The organism is Mycolicibacterium austroafricanum (assembly GCF_000612725.1).
Lineage (GTDB): Bacteria > Actinomycetota > Actinomycetes > Mycobacteriales > Mycobacteriaceae > Mycobacterium > Mycobacterium austroafricanum.
In genome coordinates this window covers 44,027-61,965 of the sequence record NZ_HG964460.1, presented here as the reverse complement: position 1 = coordinate 61,965, position 17,939 = coordinate 44,027, and the positions used below count along the sequence as shown (strand labels likewise).

General features: G+C 66.8%; 19 protein-coding genes and 1 CRISPR repeat array. Of the genes, 5 read left to right on the top strand and 14 right to left on the bottom strand.

Annotated features, from left to right (window positions below; all coding sequences use genetic code 11):
- Positions 1-106: 106 nt before the first annotated feature.
- From BN976_RS28890 to BN976_RS28830, 11 genes are all read right to left on the bottom strand, one after another.
- On the bottom strand, positions 107-355 hold the full coding sequence (locus tag BN976_RS28890; RefSeq protein ID WP_036376439.1) for a type I-E CRISPR-associated endoribonuclease Cas2: 249 nt from the start codon (positions 353-355) through the stop codon (positions 107-109).
- Positions 356-387: 32 nt separating this feature from the next.
- Complete coding sequence (cas1e, locus tag BN976_RS28885) at positions 388-1,317, bottom strand: type I-E CRISPR-associated endonuclease Cas1e (RefSeq protein WP_158498054.1); 930 nt, start codon at positions 1,315-1,317, stop codon at positions 388-390.
- 93 nt (positions 1,318-1,410) lie between these two features.
- Positions 1,411-2,601: a CRISPR direct-repeat array (repeat unit 28 nt; unit sequence GATCAATCCCCGCCTACGCGGGGGAAAC).
- 177 nt (positions 2,602-2,778) lie between these two features.
- Positions 2,779-3,549, bottom strand: coding sequence for a type I-E CRISPR-associated protein Cas6/Cse3/CasE (locus tag BN976_RS32205; RefSeq protein ID WP_051558621.1), 771 nt, complete (start codon positions 3,547-3,549; stop codon positions 2,779-2,781).
- Between the two features lie 2 nt (positions 3,550-3,551).
- Positions 3,552-4,388, bottom strand: coding sequence for a CRISPR-associated protein Cas5 (cas5, locus tag BN976_RS28875; RefSeq protein ID WP_036376436.1), 837 nt, complete (start codon positions 4,386-4,388; stop codon positions 3,552-3,554).
- The gene (gene cas7e / locus BN976_RS28870) at positions 4,385-5,635 is read right to left on the bottom strand and encodes a type I-E CRISPR-associated protein Cas7/Cse4/CasC (protein WP_036376433.1); all 1,251 of its coding nucleotides are present in this window, start codon (positions 5,633-5,635) and stop codon (positions 4,385-4,387) included. Before cas7e ends, cas5 begins: the two co-directional genes overlap by 4 nt.
- Positions 5,636-5,733: 98 nt before the next feature.
- Complete coding sequence (casB, locus tag BN976_RS28865) at positions 5,734-6,387, bottom strand: type I-E CRISPR-associated protein Cse2/CasB (protein WP_036376430.1); 654 nt, start codon at positions 6,385-6,387, stop codon at positions 5,734-5,736.
- Positions 6,387-7,961: a type I-E CRISPR-associated protein Cse1/CasA gene (locus BN976_RS28860; protein ID WP_158498053.1), complete on the bottom strand. Its 1,575-nt coding sequence runs from the start codon at positions 7,959-7,961 to the stop codon at positions 6,387-6,389. Before BN976_RS28860 ends, casB begins: the two co-directional genes overlap by 1 nt.
- 87 nt (positions 7,962-8,048) lie before the next feature.
- Positions 8,049-10,043 (bottom strand): DEAD/DEAH box helicase family protein, encoded by a 1,995-nt coding sequence (locus BN976_RS28855; RefSeq protein ID WP_145977996.1) that lies wholly within the window; start codon positions 10,041-10,043, stop codon positions 8,049-8,051.
- Positions 10,044-10,859: 816 nt separating this feature from the next.
- A complete protein-coding gene (locus BN976_RS28845; protein WP_051558620.1) occupies positions 10,860-11,174 on the bottom strand; it encodes a hypothetical protein in 315 nt (104 codons plus the stop codon).
- An 8-nt stretch (positions 11,175-11,182) separates the two neighbouring features.
- Positions 11,183-11,455: a hypothetical protein gene (locus BN976_RS28840; RefSeq protein ID WP_036376421.1), complete on the bottom strand. Its 273-nt coding sequence runs from the start codon at positions 11,453-11,455 to the stop codon at positions 11,183-11,185.
- Positions 11,456-11,760: 305 nt separating this feature from the next.
- Positions 11,761-12,600 carry an ATP-grasp domain-containing protein gene (locus BN976_RS28830; RefSeq protein WP_235622170.1) on the bottom strand — a complete coding sequence of 280 codons (840 nt, stop codon included), beginning with the start codon at positions 12,598-12,600 and terminating at the stop codon, positions 11,761-11,763.
- Between the two features lie 340 nt (positions 12,601-12,940).
- Here BN976_RS28830 and BN976_RS28825 point away from each other — a divergent pair, with 340 nt between their 5' ends.
- Genes BN976_RS28825 through BN976_RS28805 form a run of 5 tightly spaced genes read left to right on the top strand, consistent with a single transcriptional unit; the run spans position 12,941 to position 14,004 of the window.
- Positions 12,941-13,189 carry a hypothetical protein gene (locus BN976_RS28825; RefSeq protein WP_235622169.1) on the top strand — a complete coding sequence of 83 codons (249 nt, stop codon included), beginning with the start codon at positions 12,941-12,943 and terminating at the stop codon, positions 13,187-13,189.
- 47 nt (positions 13,190-13,236) lie between these two features.
- Positions 13,237-13,383, top strand: a complete 147-nt coding sequence (locus BN976_RS33930) for a hypothetical protein (RefSeq protein WP_158498052.1) — start codon at positions 13,237-13,239, stop codon at positions 13,381-13,383.
- Positions 13,383-13,583 (top strand): hypothetical protein, encoded by a 201-nt coding sequence (locus tag BN976_RS28815; protein ID WP_036376412.1) that lies wholly within the window; start codon positions 13,383-13,385, stop codon positions 13,581-13,583. Before BN976_RS33930 ends, BN976_RS28815 begins: the two co-directional genes overlap by 1 nt.
- On the top strand, positions 13,580-13,777 hold the full coding sequence (locus tag BN976_RS28810) for a hypothetical protein (protein ID WP_036376410.1): 198 nt from the start codon (positions 13,580-13,582) through the stop codon (positions 13,775-13,777). The genes BN976_RS28815 and BN976_RS28810 overlap by 4 nt, the downstream gene beginning before the upstream one ends.
- Positions 13,777-14,004 carry a hypothetical protein gene (locus tag BN976_RS28805; RefSeq protein WP_036376408.1) on the top strand — a complete coding sequence of 76 codons (228 nt, stop codon included), beginning with the start codon at positions 13,777-13,779 and terminating at the stop codon, positions 14,002-14,004. The genes BN976_RS28810 and BN976_RS28805 overlap by 1 nt, the downstream gene beginning before the upstream one ends.
- Before the next feature lie 523 nt (positions 14,005-14,527).
- On the opposite strand, the gene BN976_RS28800 is transcribed toward BN976_RS28805, so the two are convergent.
- From BN976_RS28800 to BN976_RS28790, 3 genes are all read right to left on the bottom strand, one after another.
- Positions 14,528-14,860: a hypothetical protein gene (locus BN976_RS28800; protein ID WP_220096307.1), complete on the bottom strand. Its 333-nt coding sequence runs from the start codon at positions 14,858-14,860 to the stop codon at positions 14,528-14,530.
- Between the two features lie 104 nt (positions 14,861-14,964).
- Positions 14,965-15,267, bottom strand: a complete 303-nt coding sequence (locus BN976_RS28795) for a type II toxin-antitoxin system RelB family anti-toxin (RefSeq protein ID WP_199559029.1) — start codon at positions 15,265-15,267, stop codon at positions 14,965-14,967.
- Positions 15,240-17,408: a helix-turn-helix domain-containing protein gene (locus BN976_RS28790; protein WP_051558619.1), complete on the bottom strand. Its 2,169-nt coding sequence runs from the start codon at positions 17,406-17,408 to the stop codon at positions 15,240-15,242. The genes BN976_RS28795 and BN976_RS28790 overlap by 28 nt, the downstream gene beginning before the upstream one ends.
- Between the last annotated feature and the right edge of the window lie 531 nt (positions 17,409-17,939).

The following is a 17,939-nucleotide window of genomic DNA, read 5'->3' as shown; positions in this document are numbered from 1 at the left end:
CCGCTGGAACGATCCGAACCTTAGACAAGTCCGATTATTCCTTGCAGGACAGGCACTTTCGCTTATCTACACACCCTCACCAGCAACAAACCACGAAAAATCCGGGCTAGTCTTCTGTGATACTCCTGAGCACCGCGAGTCGGATACCGTCCATCTCGACTAGCGGATCGCGACCGTAAGTGACAATGTCGAATCCCTGTGGGGCGTGCGAGGGCGACACGATCGTCGCCCATCCGCCATCTCGAGAAACAGCCGCTTCGGCGGTCGCAGTCAGGTGCTCCAACACGCGACGGTTGACGTCACCAACGAACACACCTGTGCCGATCTGCGTGAGCGTGCGCCGCAGCGAGTGCATCAGCTGCGAATTTCCTCCGCAGCAGATGGTGATCAGAATGGGACGTCCACGGTGTCGGCGTAGTTGGTGTTCGCAGGCACGTTGCCGCGCAGGTCGAACAACTCCAGATCGTCGACGGTGAGGTTAAAGACATCGGCATCCTCCCCGGCAAACAGCCTGTGCAGTGCGCCGATCATCGCCGCCACGGTGTGGTTCTGGGCCATCGCGTGGTTCATCGCACGCCGGGTGGCGCGCTCCACACCGCCTGGAGCCGTGTTCAGGTACGCCGCGACGGCGGTGTCCAGGCCCAGCTCTGTTTTGTGCAGGTCGGCGATGTCGTAGCTGAACGCATGCGCATTTCCGGTGTGGATGAACCCGAGACCCGGGTGCAGGCCTAGTGCCTGGATCGCGGCCAGCGCCGCCCCGTACAGCGCCTGATACGCCGTGGTGATGGCACGGTTCAAATCGTCACTGCGGTCCCAGTCGGTGTCGCGGCGCACCCACGTAAGGCCGTGCTCGGCGGCGGCGTCGCGGTACCGGTCGCGGACCCGGCGCCCTTCGGCGGACCGCAACTCCTCCATCGTGAGCAGCTGCGCCGCGGCATCATCGGGAAACCGCAGGGCATACAGCCTCCGGGCCACCGTCAGTCGCTGCTGGCGGTCGGCCCACGCACTGACCTGCCGATGGAGCAACTGGGCGCGCACCGCAAGCGGCGTCACTGTGCTGTAGGCACGGACCGCACCGGAGCCGGTCCACACCACGGTGACGCCGGCATCGGCGAGATCCGCTGCTGCGCGGTGGGTCAGGGTCGTGCCCGGCCCAAGAAACAGCGCGGTGAGAGTGTGCGTCGGCAGTGCCAACACCACATCACCGGTGTGCGCGACGACGGTCCCGCCTTCGACGGCGATCCGTGCCCGCTCCAGTGTGAGGATTCCGATCCGGGCAGAGGCGGTAGGCAGATGTATGCGCGGTGTCTTGGCCACGGTAGCCAGCATCGCCGCCGACACCGGCACACGACGGCGCACGGCGCGTGCAGGCCCGCTTTACCGGCACCGCGGTGCCGGTAAAAGGCCGCAGCGCGATCCCCGCCTACGCGGGGAAACCGGAGCCACATTTCGCACGGTCCGCATGTGTCGGATCAATCCCCGCCTACGCGGGGGAAACCGCATCGCGTCGGTGCCCGCGGCGGTCTCGGTGGATCAATCCCCGCCTACGCGGGGAAGCGCGATCTCCGAGCGCTGATTCCGCGCGATGCGGATCAATCCCCGCCTACGCGGGGGAAACCGAAGCGGTTCCGAAGACGAGGCGGCCACGGTCGGATCAATCCCCGCCTACGCGGGGGAAACCGCGTGCGACCCGAAATCCTTGGTCTACATTTCGGATCAATCCCCGCCTACGCGGGGGAAACTCCATCGTTGCGCACGACTGCCAGCATCGGTATGGATCAATCCCCGCCTACGCGGGGGAAACCTTTGCGCCGAGATCACGCAGCGCGGGTGCGAGGATCAATCCCCGCCTACGCGGGGGAAACGTTGTGCTCCTTGTCGTCTTGGTCATGTGTCCGGATCAATCCCCGCCTACGCGGGGGAAACGAAAGCTGATCATCGAGCCACGCGCCCACCTCAGATCAATCCCCGCCTACGCGGGGGAAACTCATACAGTGCCTTCACATCGGGTCGCTGACCGGATCAATCCCCGCCTACGCGGGGGAAACAGAAGATCGGCAGTCCAAATGCGCGAATTCGGGGATCAATCCCCGCCTACGCGGGGGAAACAGGAGGCTATCCGCCCCGCAGACATGCTCCAAGGGATCAATCCCCGCCTACGCGGGGGAAACCAAGGCCATGCTGACCAGTCGCGGGCTGCTCCCGGATCAATCCCCGCCTACGCGGGGGAAACGACGGCGAGCCGCTGGAACATTTGATGGCGGTAGATCAATCCCCGCCTACGCGGGGGAAACCTGCGGGCGAGGCGCGGCCAGCACTGACAGTGGGATCAATCCCCGCCTACGCGGGGGAAACAAGAGCGAGCTGGTCGGTCGGGCAGATGAACTAGATCAATCCCCGCCTACGCGGGGGAAACTGATGTCCTCGAACGCGGGCGGCACCCGCTCCGGGATCAATCCCCGCCTACGCGGGGGAAACACCGGCCATTGTCAGAAAACCGACAACCCATGGGATCAATCCCCGCCTACGCGGGGGAAACCATCATTGCACGCCGTGACGACACTCGGGCGGCGGATCAATCCCCGCCTACGCGGGGGAAACAGAAGCTGACCAGCATCAGTTCTGTCGTCGTTATCATTCTGTTACCTGAAATGCTGTGATTCTCCTGAGAAAGGAGGCGCCACGCATCAGGGGATCCATCTCCGCCACGGTTCCATGCTGACCGTGGCGGAGTTGGTGGTTCACTGTTCAGTTGTCAAACGGCTGCGCATCCACCGGTCAGCGGGTCAGCAACAGACCGCAACCATAGGAGCGTCCCGATCCGATTCCGACGTGCGCCGCTTCGGCATACGCGGACGGGTCGGTGATCATCGCCTTGCCTGTCAGCCGCACATGCGTGATGCGGGCCTTTCCGGGGTCGTCTCCGTGCTTGCGCAGAGTCCGCTCCCCCGGCTCGTCGAGGATCGGGTCCTCGACCGGCGAGAGCCCAGCCGCGATGGCTTTGCGGACCCACCAGCCCTGGATCTGGGATTCGCCGCGGGGGGTCGTGGTGCGGTTGATGGGCTTATCGCGGCCGGGGACGCGGATGCGGGTGTTCTGGCGCGGATTGACGACCACCTGGTACTCGATCACCGTGCCGGCATCGGTGCGCGGAACGTACCGCCGCGACACCGGGTCGGTGAGAAGTGCGTCGTTGAGATCGGCGCACAGGTGGTGATCGAAGCGCGGCTCGATGTCGCTCTGCATCATCATCCGCACGCGCGGAGCAGGGGCGAACTCCCCTCTGTGGGTACGGATTCCGGAGCCGACACCGGCGATCCCCTGCGTGTTGACCGCCCACAGGATGTTGTGGGCCGACCGGTGATCGGCGTGGCCGGTCGCGCCGGTGAAGAAGTCTCTCGACTGCATCGCGTACGCGAACGGTGCCATGGTGATCCGGTGCCCTTTGTGGGCGTCGGTCAACAGTGCGTGGGTGACCGGGTGTTCGGGATCGAACTCCAGGTAGGTGCGCAGGACGGGGACGCCCTGCCCGGCGCCGGAGGCATTCACGGTCAATTCCTTTCTGCGAAAGCGGTATCGAATACGTCATCGCGGTCGGGGCTCGCGACGGGGCCGCCCACATCGCGACGGTCAGCCGCGGCCGCAGCGGTCAGCGTGTACTGGTTCTCGAAACGAGCGCTGCGCCGGATCGGGCCGTCGAACGACACCGGCTGATCGGAGATGACGTTCCCCCGCGCCCCGTGACGCGGCTCGACGTAGGCGTCGAACACGGCGTTACCTGTCCGTTCGGCGGCTTCCTCGACGGTGTCGGCGAACAGCTCTTCGATGCTCGCTTCGCGCACCCCCTCCAGCAGCGAGGTCGCCGGACCGTACGCCCTGCGCCCCAGGAACACCGCCCGCGCCGGGGACAGCAGCGCCTCACCGATCTGGGCGATCAGCGCCGACGGGCCTTCCAGCGCCGCAAGGAACGACGCGTCGGCCAGGTAGCGGTCGATCGTCACGTAGGTGTCGCCGCTGACCCCCTTCATGTTCCATCCGGGGCCCGGAGTCGGGTTCTTCACCGTCTCGTAGACCAGGAATGCCGGGTCGGTCGGGTCACCGGCACCGGCTGACCACACCACCTCACGGGGCAGCGCCTGATGCCGGCCACCGCCGCTGGTGTGGTAGTCGATCTCCAGCTGTCCGGGGCGATCGACCCGGACACCGAACCGCAGCGCGGCCAGATCGCCGATCGGGTCGGCGAAGTCGCGGCCAAGTGCGTTGGCGACCAGACCGATAACCCCGGACTTGGTGGGGCGGGCGTAGCAGTCGCGGTGTGTTCCGCGCGCTGCCAGCGCCCACGCCTGCATCGCGGCTTCCAGACGGATGCCGACCACCGCGGTGCTCATGCTGCGTCCAGGGTGTCGATCTGGCCCTGCACGGTGGAGACCAGTTCGTCGAGGGTGTCGACCGCGGCCAGCGGAGCCCGGAAGTCCCCTGCGTCAGGGATCTGGCCGAGGACATCCGCGTCACCGGCGAGCACCACGGTGTGCTGGGCCGCGCCGAACCGGGCGGCGAAGTCCAGCTGGGTGAACAGCCGTCCGGTGGCGTCGGCGACGACGTTGTCGCCGGTGATTGCGCGGGTGAACGCGTTGTCGGCGCTCAGGCGGGCGTCCCCGACGGTTACCACCACCAGCGACGGGCGGGTGGCCGCGTTGGTGCTGGTCTGCTTGGCCGCCGGCAGCGAGGTGACGAACGACTCGATCGCGGCACCGATGGTCGCGGCGGTGAGTTCGGCGTCCCCGCCGAGCAGGCGGCGCAGATGATGCACATCGAGGCTCATCGTGCGGTAGTAGACCTGCGCGGACAGGTCGCTCACGCCGATGTTGTTGGGCGCGGCGCCGCGACCGTTGCTGTCGTCGTCGTCTTCGTCGGTGTCCCCACCGGCGGCGCGTGCCGCGACACCGCCCGGATCATCATCGACCGCGGTGAAAAAGTCGTCGATGATCCGGGCGGGGTCGACGCTGTAGGCGTGGTTGAACGACACCGCGCCGTCGATACGCTTGCCCATCGACTTCGTCGCCAGGAAGCTGCCGAACAGCGCAAGGTCGATGGCGCCGTTGACGTCGAACAGTGCCTCGAATCCGGCCCGAAGCTCCTTAGACACGACGGCCTTGCTCGGCTTGTCGTCAGTCGCGGCGGTGTAGGTGATGCCATCAGGGTGCCCGGCGATCAGCGCGGCGAGCTTGGCGGGGGTGGCGCGGTGAACGAACGTCGAGTTCACGCTGATCGTCTCAGTCTTGAGACTGAAGCCCATCGCCTCGAACACGGCCACGGTGCGGAACCGCGCGTCTTCGATGTCCTCGACGGCGCCGCTGGCGAGCAGGGCGTCGGCGACCATCCCGGGCAGGTGGTTGGTGCGCACGGCGAACGCGCCCTGCGCCACCGCGTGATCGCGCAGCTGCAAACGAGCCGCGCGCTTCCAGCACTGTGACGAGATGCGGGTGCGCAGCGTGCCGCCCACGGTGATGGTCTTCTGTGCGCCGGTGTCGTCGCGGTTGAGCAGCGACCCGGCCAGCGGATGCAGCGCGTGGACGTTGATGATGATCTTGGCCGCGGGGGTGGTCACGGTGGTGGCCGGGGTGGATGCGGACATGGTGAATCCTTCTCTCTTATCAGGGGGTGACGTGCAGGTGTGGAACGAAATACGTGCGGTGGTGCTGTTTCGGTTCTGCAGGTGCAGAACGGTTTTCGCTAGGTCGCGGTGAGGCCGTCGGTGGTCTCGCCGGGCACCGTGTCGGACACGTCTGACTTGCCGGTCGTGTCCTCGCCTGTGGACGTGTCTTTGTTTTTCGGGGCGCGCTTGTAGGGGGTGTGGAAGTCCTGGGCCCACCGGTAGCGCACGGCGTCGCGGCGCTGAGGGTCACACCACTGCGTCAGCTCGTCGAGGACACGGAACCATCCGGGGAGCGTGTCGGTGGTCATCCGCGCCAGCGCGGTCATCGCCTGGTCAAGGGCTTCGAAGGTCTGCGCCCGGATGAGCGCGTTGAGGATCCGCTCGGCCTGCGGATTGGGTGCCCCCGAGTCCAGGCGCGGCTTCGAGAAGAACGCCCACTTCCCGATCCCGGTGCCCCGGTAGCCGAACAGCTCTTTGGTCGGGTCTTTCGTGTTGAGCGTCACGAACAGCTTGGCCGTCAGTGCCCACGCCGGGTACTCCTGCACGGTGGCGTCCTGGGTCAGCGCGATCATCGCGACATCGACGGTCCCCGGCTGCCAGCGGCGCAGCTGCGCGGAGCCGCCACTGTGATGCGCGGCGATGAGCCGGCGGATGAACGCGACCTCGCGAGAGGGTTCCGGATCGGTCTTGCTGCTCTCAACGCGAGTGTCGGTGTTGGTGGCGGTGGTCATCAGTTGTTGTCCTGTCCGGTGGAAGTGTTCTCGGCGGTGTTCTTGGCGACGATGGCGGCGAGATCTGCTGCGTCGCGCTGTTTCTTGCTCCAGCGCGCGTCGCGGATGCGACGCAGCTGGGACGCGGCTTCGGGGCGTGCGGGCGCCATACCGGCCACGGCGGCACCTCCGGCGGCCTCGCTGATCGCTGCCAGCCGGAGTTCCAAGTCCGACAGCGCGCACTCGCCGCGCAGGGCGGCGCACACGTGCGGGTACATCTGCGCGTCGAGCACCGAAGTGATCTGCCCCTCCAGCGCACGCCGGATGTCCTTCTCTGATTCGACGGCTGCGGAGCGGCCGCGCAGGTTGCGCGACACGGCCACCATCTCGACGTGACGCGCGACGTGGTGCTCCACCGCGGCGTTGATCGCCGCGGGGTCGACCCCCTCGGCGGGGGCGGGCAGGGAGGCGACGAACAGCCCGTCGATGCGCGACTGGTTGGATGTGCCGATGCCTGCGGTGCGCAGCGTCTGGCCCGGTCGGGCAGCCGAGAGCACTGCCGACGGCGGCTGCTGGTCGACCAGGCCCCGCAACAGGGTGCGCCACGCCGTCCGGCCCATCGAGGACGAATAGTTCCTGCGCGGAAACGTTTTCGGCGCAACCGGCTTCGCTTTCTTGCCGGCCTTGGCCGCTTTGACGATCCGTTCCGTCGCGCGCTTGGCAGCGTTGTGCTCTTCGCTGCTGATCAGGTAGAGCGCGAACGGTTTCAGCTCGGGATCCATGTCCTCGGTGTAGCCGAGCTTGTCCTTGTCGGCCGGCCAGCGCACACCGTTGCAGACCATGGCGCGGGTGACTTCCGTTCCCGGCTCCACGTAGATGGAGCGCGCCAAGTAGGTCAGCCCGTCGAGGACGCCCTCGGGGTGCAGATACACCGGCGGGTGTCCGTGCGTCCAGGTGAAGTGGAATGTGCCCAGCGGGCGGCCGCGCACCGCGGCGACGTTGGCGGCCAGCGTCGAGGGCAGGTCACCGTCCTCGATCCATGCCAGCGTGCCGGCCGTTCCCTCGGCGGCGATGCTGGGCAATACGGTCTCCATCTTCCCGGTGCCCGGATGCTTCTGCGCGGGAAACAGATTGCCCAGAAACGGCTGGATGCCGGGCACGGAGAAGCACTGGCGCACCACGAGCTGGCGGGCGGTTTCTGCGGGGGTCAACGTGATGCCGCTGTGGCTGTGGAACATGTTGGCCGCGGCTTTGCCGGTACCGCCGTGACGGTAGGACAGGTCGGCGATCGGGTTCGTCTTGCCCGCATCGATGAAGCGGAGCATGTCCGCGTTCTGCGCGAATGGCCGCTGCGGGTGGAAGAGGTCGAAATCGCCGGTGTGGTTACGCACCCACTGTGCGGGGTGCAGCGATTCAGCGTCAGCGGCAACGGCGATGGCGATCATCAGCCGCAAGAGTGCGACGTCTTCGTAGGAATCACCGGTGGCCAGCGCAGCGATGTCCTCGCTGAACGCGTCTGCCAGGCCCACGTCGCGAACACCCGATGCAGAGAGCACCGGAATCCAGGGGGCGGTGACGAGATCAAAAGAATGCACGGATGAAACTCCTTTTCTGAACGTGCGCACCGATGCGTGCGGCTGTTCTCTAAAATAGAGACTAGATGATGTTTTGGCGGTGCGCAACTACCTACGAAAACTGTTCGGGATGACTTTCCGCAACCGCTCCTGTTCTGCAGGGGTACACAGTGTTCCGCGCTTTTTCTGGATGTAGAACCAGTTGCTCACATTGATGGACTTACCCCCGGAGACCGCAACCTGAGTCCGCTGGAGGCGACCCCCGGCGATGCGGCCATCGGCGGCGAGGCGTTCGATCGCGTCAACGTGTGGCGTGGCGGGCTCTGCTGGCTCTTTGGGCGCGCGCTTCTCGCGCCAGTCCCAGCCCGGGATCGCTTCGAACTGCGCCTCGATGTCTGCACGCAACTTTTTGCTCGTGTGGCGACTGCGCACTCGACGCACGGCTGGGCCGAATGTGAACCCGGGCGCATCGGCCACCGGCCGCCACTCCCCTTCCGGGAAGTCAAGATTGCCGTTCTCGGCGTGGAACTTCCGGACCCAGCTGGCGGTCTGGTAGTCGCCGGGCGTGGCGCTGGACACGCGTACGGCGAACACGTGGCGCGCCAGCGCGGTCATCCCCGGCGGGAGATCCACCGTTATTCTCGCGTCGTGGCCGTTCCGGGATCCAAGCACGTTCATCGGCCAGGTGGCCAGTGAGTCCTGAAACTGTACGTCTTCGATCGCCAGCGACTGCAGCACACGCCACATGCTCTTGTAGGACGAAGTCCCGATCGTGCAGTCGATGTCCTCGTCACCGTCGGCCAGCAGCACCGGAACGATCACCAGCGCCGGCGGACGCCCCAGGGACCGGCCCTGCTCATCGCGGGCGACCCGCATTGCGCGCCCGATGATCTGGATGATGTCGATGGTGCTGGAGCGCGGAGCGGCGAACAGCACGGCGTCGAGTGCGGGGATGTTGACCCCCTCGGCCATGGTGTGGCAGTTCGACACCACCACCATGTTCCCGCCGGGCTCTTTGAGCATGCCCAGCTGCACACCCCGGTCACACATGCGGGTATCGGAGTGCATCTCGAACGTCACCAGCGGCACCTCAGCCAGCACGGGGTCGTCGGCGGCAAGTTCGGCATGCACTTTCTGCAACATCTCCGACCAGCGCCGCATGCGCTTGACCCGGTTGTGGTACGCCAGCACGGAACGCACGTGCGGATACGTGCGATGCAGCTGGGCCAGCGCCAGCAGCGCGGCGACCTCCTCGAGGCTGCAGCCGTGACCCTCGATGCGGCGCCGCAGCTCCGTGGCCCGCGACTTCGCGATACCGACCAGGTGTACGCGGTACTCCGACAGGTAATCCCCGGCGATCGCTTCGCGAAACGTCAACGGCACCAGCTGTGCTCCATAGGCGGGCCCGTCCATCGACACGACCGACGGGGAATCCTCGTCGTCGCCTTCGCGGATCTCCATGATCCGGGGGGTTGCTGTCATGAAAAGTCGCCGCTTCGCGCGGAACTCCTTGCGCACCACCAGGCCCCACGACTTGTCGACCGGGCCCGCGGTGCGGTGTGCTTCGTCGGCGATGGCGAGATCGAAGCCAGACCCGTCCCGTCCGGGCGCCTTGTCGACGGCGTCACGGACGGTGTCGGCGGAGGCGTAGGTCGCCACGAGCAGGATCGGGCCTTCCTGCTGCAACTGCGCGGCGAGTTTTCTGGCGTCCGTGGTGATGTCCAGCCCTGCGGCTGCGGGGGCTTCGGCCTCCGATCGCCGAATGGACCGGTCGTCGGGGTTTTCGGTGTGCGGGTTGCGCGAGCATACGAGAATCTGCCGATGCCCGGACGCGGCGTGCTTCATGTCCTCGGCGATCTGACCCAGCAGAACAATCGTCGGAACGAGCACGACCACGCGGCGGTGCGCGGTGTCGCGCAGCAGTTCCGCGGCCACGCGGGTCTTGCCGGTGCCGCAGGGCATCACCAGGGTGACGCGGTCCCCCTGGTCCTGAAAGTGCTGGCGTATGCCGTCCAGTGCGTAGTGCTGATAGTCCCGCAATCCCAGATTCCGCCGCATCCGGTAGCGGTCATCAGTCAGCGGGGGCTGTGGCTCTCCCGCCACCGGGCCTGCGACCGGAAAAGGTGCGGCAGGCTGGTCGCCGTTCGGCGGAGCGGCCGGCGGGCCGGAAGGTACTGCAGGCTGGTCGCCGTTCGGCGGAGCGGCCGGCGGGAAAGCCGGGGCGGGGTTCGCTCCGGGCGGGCCGGTCGGCACCAGCGGGGCCGGCCCAGCGTCGGCATCGTTGTTTCCTGGCGGTTCGCCGTGATCGGGGGACTTCGGACCGTCAGGCAGATCTTCCCACATCGCGCTCTCGTAGCTCCTCTTTTGATTCCGTGAACAATTCTCTGTTTTAGAGATTAGTGCATGCGCCCTGGCCACGCCGGCAGCCATCCGGGGACCGTCACAGGAAGCAAGGAAACCGTTGTTCCCGACTCAGTCCCGGCTGCAGCTGGGAATGGCGTCGTCGGGGCGGCATCCGCACAGGTGGCCGCCACCGTCCCAGCTGTGCACCCCGACTCAGTCTCGGTTGCAGCAGCTTTCGCCTTTGCAGCCAGTGCCGCAGCGAAGTCCAGGAGCGCGGCTCGGTCGCCGGCGCTCGCCTCGCCGATCGCGCACAGTGTCACGTCCTGCGCGTAGCTCGGATCGGCCATCGCCGGGTTCGATGTCCACCCCCACTGGTCGTGGGCCATACCTTTGTCACGCACCGGGCGATACCAGGTGTTGCCGTTCGAATCGGTGTGCGCCGGGAACTGCTTTGCGACACTGCTCATGCGACGCCATAGCGTTCACGTAGCTCGCACCACACCGAGCACTCCTGGAGATGCTGATGATCGACCACCGCGCCGCACCCCTCGCAGTACAGGTCATCGCAGGCGTACATCACGAAGCCACGATTCGTTCGACCTGCATCCCCGCCCCGAGGCACGCGGTGTCCTGCCCGCCGTGCGGAGACACCACCCAGCCGGTGCCGACGTCGAACGCCGACACCTCCTCACCGCAGCAAGGGCACACGGCGGTGCCCTGCGGGTAGTGCGACAGATGCCAGTGGGCAGCGTCCGGGCACAGGTACGGGTGCAGCTGGGTGTACCGGTCGCCGCGGGCCAACACCGCGACCCGGATGGTCTCGGCGCCGGCCAACGCCGCGTCGCTGGATTCGAACCGCCGCTTGGTGACGAACCGGCACGGGGCGGTCATCGGTACGCTCACCGGTCCAGTCCCGCGATCACGGCGTCGAGCCAGCCTTCGGCGGGGTCGCGGGAGCGGTCCCATTCCCAGCTGTCGAGCGTGCCGGCCATCGGCAGACCGCCGCGCGGCGGCAGCCGATTACCGCTGATCCTCAGCACCGCCACGGCGCCGGAAGCGTCACGGCGGACGCTCACCGTATGTGGGCGGAACCGGATCTCGGGGGCATGTCGCGGTGATATGTCGGCCACCTGCCCCGGTGGCAGCGGATGGGACTGCCAGTCACCAAGCACGGGTGCACTCCGGGAGGTCCGCAGGGGGGTCGGCCGATGGAAACTGGGTGTGCGCTTCGGTCCCGGCCCACTTGTCGTCGCGGTCCTCGCCGCGGTTTACCGCGCGCTTGTCCTGGCGCCGCTGCTTCATCGCCACGACATCGCGGTTGGAATTGAAGCGGTTTCGGCTCCCTTTGCGTCGGGCCATGCGCGGGGTCCTTTTCGTCGCAGGTTCGCCCACCGGTGTCAGTGGTGAGAGCGGGCTCAACGCGCAGTTGAGCAGACCGGCCCGACAACGTTGCCCAGCCCGGCACGACACGCCGATCTCAACGGCGCAGCAACGCCTGGCACATCGTGAACAACATCGGGCTGGGCCTCCAGAGCCACCGGTCCGGCACATCGCGCTGCGAGGCGGCGACCGTGGCGCACACCGCCGCCATGTCGTCGGCCAGGTACCAGTCCGACGACCACGCAGCATTCGCCTCGACGATCTTCCACCCGGGCGGCCCCGTCGCCGGTGCAGCGCACCAGCCGACGTCGAGCACCACCGCAGGCGGGACATCGAGTCCGGTATCGAGCACCGACTGCAGCCAGCCGCGGCCTTCGCGATCGCAAGTGCGCATCTGGCGCTGCGGCCACACCTGCCGGTCGGCGTCAACGAAGTACGGACTGGACGCAACCACCTGCCCGTCACGGACCCAGCACCGCAGCTCGTAGGCGAACTGCACCGGCGTGGACAGCTGGACGGGCTCGTCGACGGGCAGTCGCGCACACGCATCGGCCAGCTCCCGCGGGGTGCGCACTGCCGCCGCGAAACAATCGTGCTTGGACTCCGGCAACTTCACGAACACCGAGGACCCGACACCCGTTGCCGTCTCGGCGACGGCACCTGCTGTGCGCGTGACTATTTCGCGCCCGGTCACCGCGACCGGCAACGTGTCGAGCCAGCGCGGCCCAGCCGAGGACAACCGCAGCTGCGGGTAGCGCGTCGTCGCCGCGGCGGCCCAGGATCCCGGGCACCAGAAGAGTGCGCAGGGGTCGTCGGCACCCTCGAGGTCCATGCCGAAATGCTGGCGGGCTGCGGTGTGCTCGCACAGCTGCTGCACGCGCCAGTTGGCGTGCGTCACCACTGTCAGCTCTGCGATGACCGGCGCGGGGATGGGCACGGGATCGGGCTCCTCTGTTCGGCGCGGACGGTAGCGACGTGGGCAGCAATGTGCGCAACCAGGCGCGGAGATGGGCCAGGACACACGCCCACACAAGGTGCATCCGGTGACGTTCTGGTTCAGGCCTCGTGAGAGCCCGGTATTCGATCTTCGCGGTCGACCCGGGCTCTCTGCTTTCGAGCAGCCGGCGCGCGCCCAACGGCGCTTGAACCCGGCAGGACGTGACAGCAGCAGCGCTGTCGTCAGCGTCCGGTGAACTGTCCGGAAAGTTGCCCCGCACGCGCCGCGCACCCGCGGACGCCGGGCCGGCTGACACCGTGACGGGCGCACAGCATTCCCCGTGAAAGGAACCAACACCGTGCAGATCACCGTGGAATTCACCGACGTCTACGACGGCAGCGAGTCCAAGCGCACCGAGACCTTCGATGTGGCAACCCCATCCGGAGATTTCGATGACTGGGCCTACGACAACATCTACCCGCGCACCGGTGACGGCCGCGCCCACAGCGAGTCCGGCTACTTCGCCAAGATCATCACCTGCGCAACCGATCCGAGCTTGGTCGGTCGCGAATTCGAATGGGGTATCTGACACCCCACGCACCTGCCACCAACCATCCCCGGAAAGGACACACCACCATGCTCATCACACGCGAGCAGGCGAACGCGTGGGCCGGAGGTCCACCACTGACCGATGCGGAGTACGAACGCCTCCGCCTGGCGATCCCCCACTCCAGCGTCCCCGATGCTGTCGAAACCATCGTCAACGAATCCATCCGCAGCTGATGGCCCGCATCGAGCTGACCACCGACGACCCGAACGTCGACGGGCTGGACGTCACCACGCACGACGACTACGACGCAATGATCGGACATATCCGCGCCACCTGCGACCCCGGCGGCAACTACGCCGACGAGGGCAGCGGCAGCATCCAGAACCTGTTGTCGCTGGAGGGTTACCGCTTCGGATACCGGGAGATTCCGTGATCGCCGACACCGACACCTACCCCGGATACGTCTTCGTCCGCGACGCCCAGGCAGAGTTGGACGTCACCCTCGACGCGCGGCTGACACCGGACCAGGCGCGGGTCATCGCCGGCAACCTGGAACGCGAGGGCAAGCACACCGTCGCCGCGGAGGGGCTGCGCCGTGCCGCTGACGAAGCGGAGCGCAAGGCCTGATGCCACTTCCCCGCTATCCCAACGATATTCACCCCGATTACCTGGTGGCCACCGTCTACACCGCCGACGGTCAGCCCTACGACTACGTCGACCACAACGAGCCGGCACGGTCCTACGCTGCGCGGGGATACCGGGTGAGAGTTCACGCCGGCCACGGCAACTACAGCCGCGAGGAGCTGCAGGAGGCCGTCGACCACGAACTGGCCGGGTCCCGCCTGCGCCGCTGAATACAGGCGAGATCCCGGGACCAAGAGACCGCTGGTGCACCGGCCCTCCCCGGCAGCAGAGTAGTCCCCCCGTGGCCGAAGTGGCGCGACCCATCGACGCGACGGGGCGGCGGTGAAGGTGCCGGCGCCGCGCATTGCAGCAGGCGTGCGATGAGGATCCGGAGCCCGCGCGGGGAACGCGCCCAACTCGCGACTTAGCTGCCGGGCGAACAGGTTGCGGGCGCTACAGGCACCGGTGCTTTGCGCAGCGAGTTGTCAGTTAGCCAGGTAGCGGTCCAAAGCATCCTGCAGAGCTTGCTCCAGGCTCACACCTTCACGCTCTGCGCGAAGTCGTAGCCGCGCCGCTACTTCTCCTGGAACCCAGACTGGGCAGCCGGATGGCACGCCCACTTCTCCCGCGGCGGGTCCCCACTCCAGTTCCCCGACTGTGTATTCGTGGTTCTCTACTGCGCGGCTGAATTGTGCGTAGTACGCGTCGTCGCGCACCGGATGATCAGAACTCGTTGTCACCGCTGAATCCCTTCTACCCGAGTGGCCAGTCGATGGGCTCGGTCTGCGGGCCAACGTACGGACGCTGCCCCGAGAGCATTCCCCGCAAGTCTAGCGATCCGCGGCTGATCCGAAACAGGTCTTCGGCCACAGCTTTGGTCAACAACATCGCATGAAAGACTTCCACCCGCGCGGTCTCTTCGGTCGCAACCTCAATCCATGGTTCGCCCCCGATCCGTCCCACATACATGTATGCGTTCGCAGTGGGGTCGAAGGCGGCATTGATCGGGTACCGGGTGATGAAGTGCTCGATGACCGACCTGATCTCGGCGTCCGTGACACTGTGCTGCCGCGCTGTCGGCTTCACTACGACCTGCATGGGCGGCAAACTAAGCTCGCGCACCCAACACCGCTGCGCCGCGGCGCGACGCCACTTCGCGGCATGGGTGTGCCGCCCAGTCGTGCGGCCGCTTATTCCGAAGACGCGGGAGCCACCACCGACAGCACCAGCGACGCGCCGCACGCGGTGAGGTACTGGCGCAGCTGCGAGAGCCGCGGGTCACTGTCCAGGCGCTCCATGCCGGCCACGGTCGTCGCGTCCACGCCCATCAGCGCCGCCAGCTGCGCCTGACTGAGTCCGGCGGCGGCGCGTGCCGCGGCGAGGTCGCGGGTGAACGCCACCTGCGCGCGTGCCGACAGCCGAGCTGCGCGCCGTGTCTGCGACTCCTGCATTGCCGGGACCGCGATCAGTGACTCACCGCGAACTGCTGCCACGGCATCAGCTGCGGAAGATGCCCGCTGCGCACCTGCGACGCGGTGACCGGCACAGGGTCACGCGGAACCTTGCCTTCGACCTGTCGAGCCCGCCGCGCCGCCTCCACGTGGCGGTCCAACAGGAGCAGCCCGCCGCGGTTGATCGGCACGCCGATCTCGATCCAGGCACCGTTCGGGAACTGCTTCCACTTCGGCTTGGTCGCGGGCCCGCCCGCCAGCGCACCACTGCGGTACCAGCGCTGCACCGTGCGCTCGCTGACCTGTAGCCGGTCAGCCGCCTCGGCAACTGTCAGCACCCCGTCCCAGCGGTCGACTCGCAATCGCGGGTAGTGCCCTGCCGCTGACTCCAGTTTCTGGCGGCCCAGCCCCAGCAGTTCGCTGGCGTGGATGCGGTGCACCATGTCGAAGTGCACGCTGTGCAGCTTGCGCGTCCGGATCAGCTGCTTGACCTGTGAGAGCGGGCGGTTGAGGAACCGTGCGGCGAAGTCCAGGGTCAGGAAGTCGCGGGTGATCGCGCGACCGTGCTCACGGCTGGAGGGCCGCAGGTTCGGGCACAGGCGCGCCACCCTGGCGGAGAACACGCCGGCGGCGTACAGGTCGCCGTGACGGATGCGCAGTTCGTGACCGTCGCGCATCGCCGGGATGAGCCCTTCACGCACCAGGGTCTCGATGGTCGACTTGCGGCAGCCGGCAAGCAGAGCGGCGGCGCGGCGGGTGTGGATCCACTCCGAGGGGCGCTCGAGCTTCATGGTCTCTTCCAGCCAGGCCATGTAGTTGTTCATGTGTTCGGCGGTCAGCGCCGCACCCCGCTTCGGTGCGGCCTCAGCATGGGCCTTTGCCACCCGGTCGTTGTGTTTGTCGATGCGCAGCGTGCGGCGCAGTGCCACAACGTCATCGGCACGCACCCACAGTTTGTCGGCGCGGGTGATCGCCTCGATGCGCTTAGCCGCGATCCAGCGCCGCAGTGTGCGCACCGTGACCCCCAGCCTGCCCGCAGCTGTGGGCAGGTCTATGTGGTTCGGGTCGTCAGGGTCGACAGGAGGGCGGCCCTGCTGCTTGGCGTACAGCTCCTGGCGCAGATAGATCAGGTGCATTACGTCGTCGGCGCGCACTCGGGCCACGCCGCCGATGACCTGCGTGCGGATCCCGGCGGCGGCCACACGCTTCCGCGCCCCCGACAGCGACAGCCGCAGTGTCTCCGCGACTTTGGACATCGGCCACAGCGCGTTGCCGGCCGCGGTATCGAAAACCTCGTCGGTGCGGCGCACTTGGTCGGGGGTGATCGCAGGCGCCATCACACGCAGCGCGTTGAGGTAGGCGCGCTTGGCTTCCGGTGTCTTCCGTTTGGCCAGCGCGATCTTGGCGAAGTCGATCAGCTGCAGCTGCGAGGACGTGAACGGCACCGTGTGCGTGGCCAACAGCGAGGCTTTGATCAGCGCGTCGGGGCCCCGCCCCACGATCGGCAGCGTGAACGGGTCCTGGCGCGACCAGCGGCGCACGGTCCCCTCGCTGACGCGCATGGTCTTGGCGACCTCTGCCATCGGCACGCCCAGGTCACTGTCGACGGCCGGGGCGGTGGGCCGGTAGGCGGCGGTGTCGGTGCGGAAGTAGACGTCGGCGCCGAATCTCAGGTCGGGGCGGTGCGTCAGCGCCCACACCAGATCCGAGCGCACCCGTACCGTGCGTCCGAACGTCACCTTGGGCAGGCGCCCTCCGCTGATCAAGCGCCGTACACCGCTGGCGCTGGTGCCCAGTGCCGTTGCGGCTTCGGCGATTGTCAGCATGCGGACCTGCTGGCTGTAGACAGGGCCGTCGATCTGGCGCACACCGCCGGCCCGCAGTGCAGCGGCTTCCAGTTCAGCCTGTTCTCGCCCCGGCAGGCGGTGCAGCTGAATGCCGGGGTGCCACGGCTGGCCGAACATCGATGCTGCCGCTTCCAGCGCGGTGGCGCGCGGCGGATCCGGAGGAGTCGGCAGTTCCTGTTCGCGCCAGCGCTGCGCTTCTTCCTCTTGATGGCGGCGACTGGCCTGCAGCTGTCGCAGGATCTCCTGCTGCCAGTGCGGGGGCCGGGACCAGAACGACGGCAGCACTTCGTCCGCGTAGTCCGCGGGGTCGATCCAGTTGCTGTCGGCGTCGGTCATGGCGCACACGGTATCGGATGCACGGCGCAATGCACCCACCAGATGCACATGCATCGCCGTGTCGCGGCGAAGACTCCGCTGGTCACGTGACACGGCTCACAGGATTTCGTAGACAGTTGTCGGACGCCAAACCGCTGGCGCAGAACGCATGAACATTTTCGATTGACGCACTTTTGACCAGTGGAAACTGTCAGCACGGCGTGCAATCACGGCGCTACCTGCAGTGCGGCATCCATGTCGCCAGAAGGGGGAGGGGGTCGTCAATCGTGAAGAAACTCAATGAAACACTTCTCGCTACAAAAACGGTCTTATTGTCGGATGCGTAAAAGTAGAATTGCCTGATAGATACATATAACTAGATACACTAACTAAAAACATGAACGAGTAAAAGAAACCGTCACCATTCATCGCCCCGATAAACCGCTGTGAGCCACGCCACAGGCGACCGTGTAGAGAGGGTTACCGTCAGACCCCCTCCCCCCTCTGGCGACATCAACGCAACTGTCCAGCTCACGCCGAGATCACCGAAAA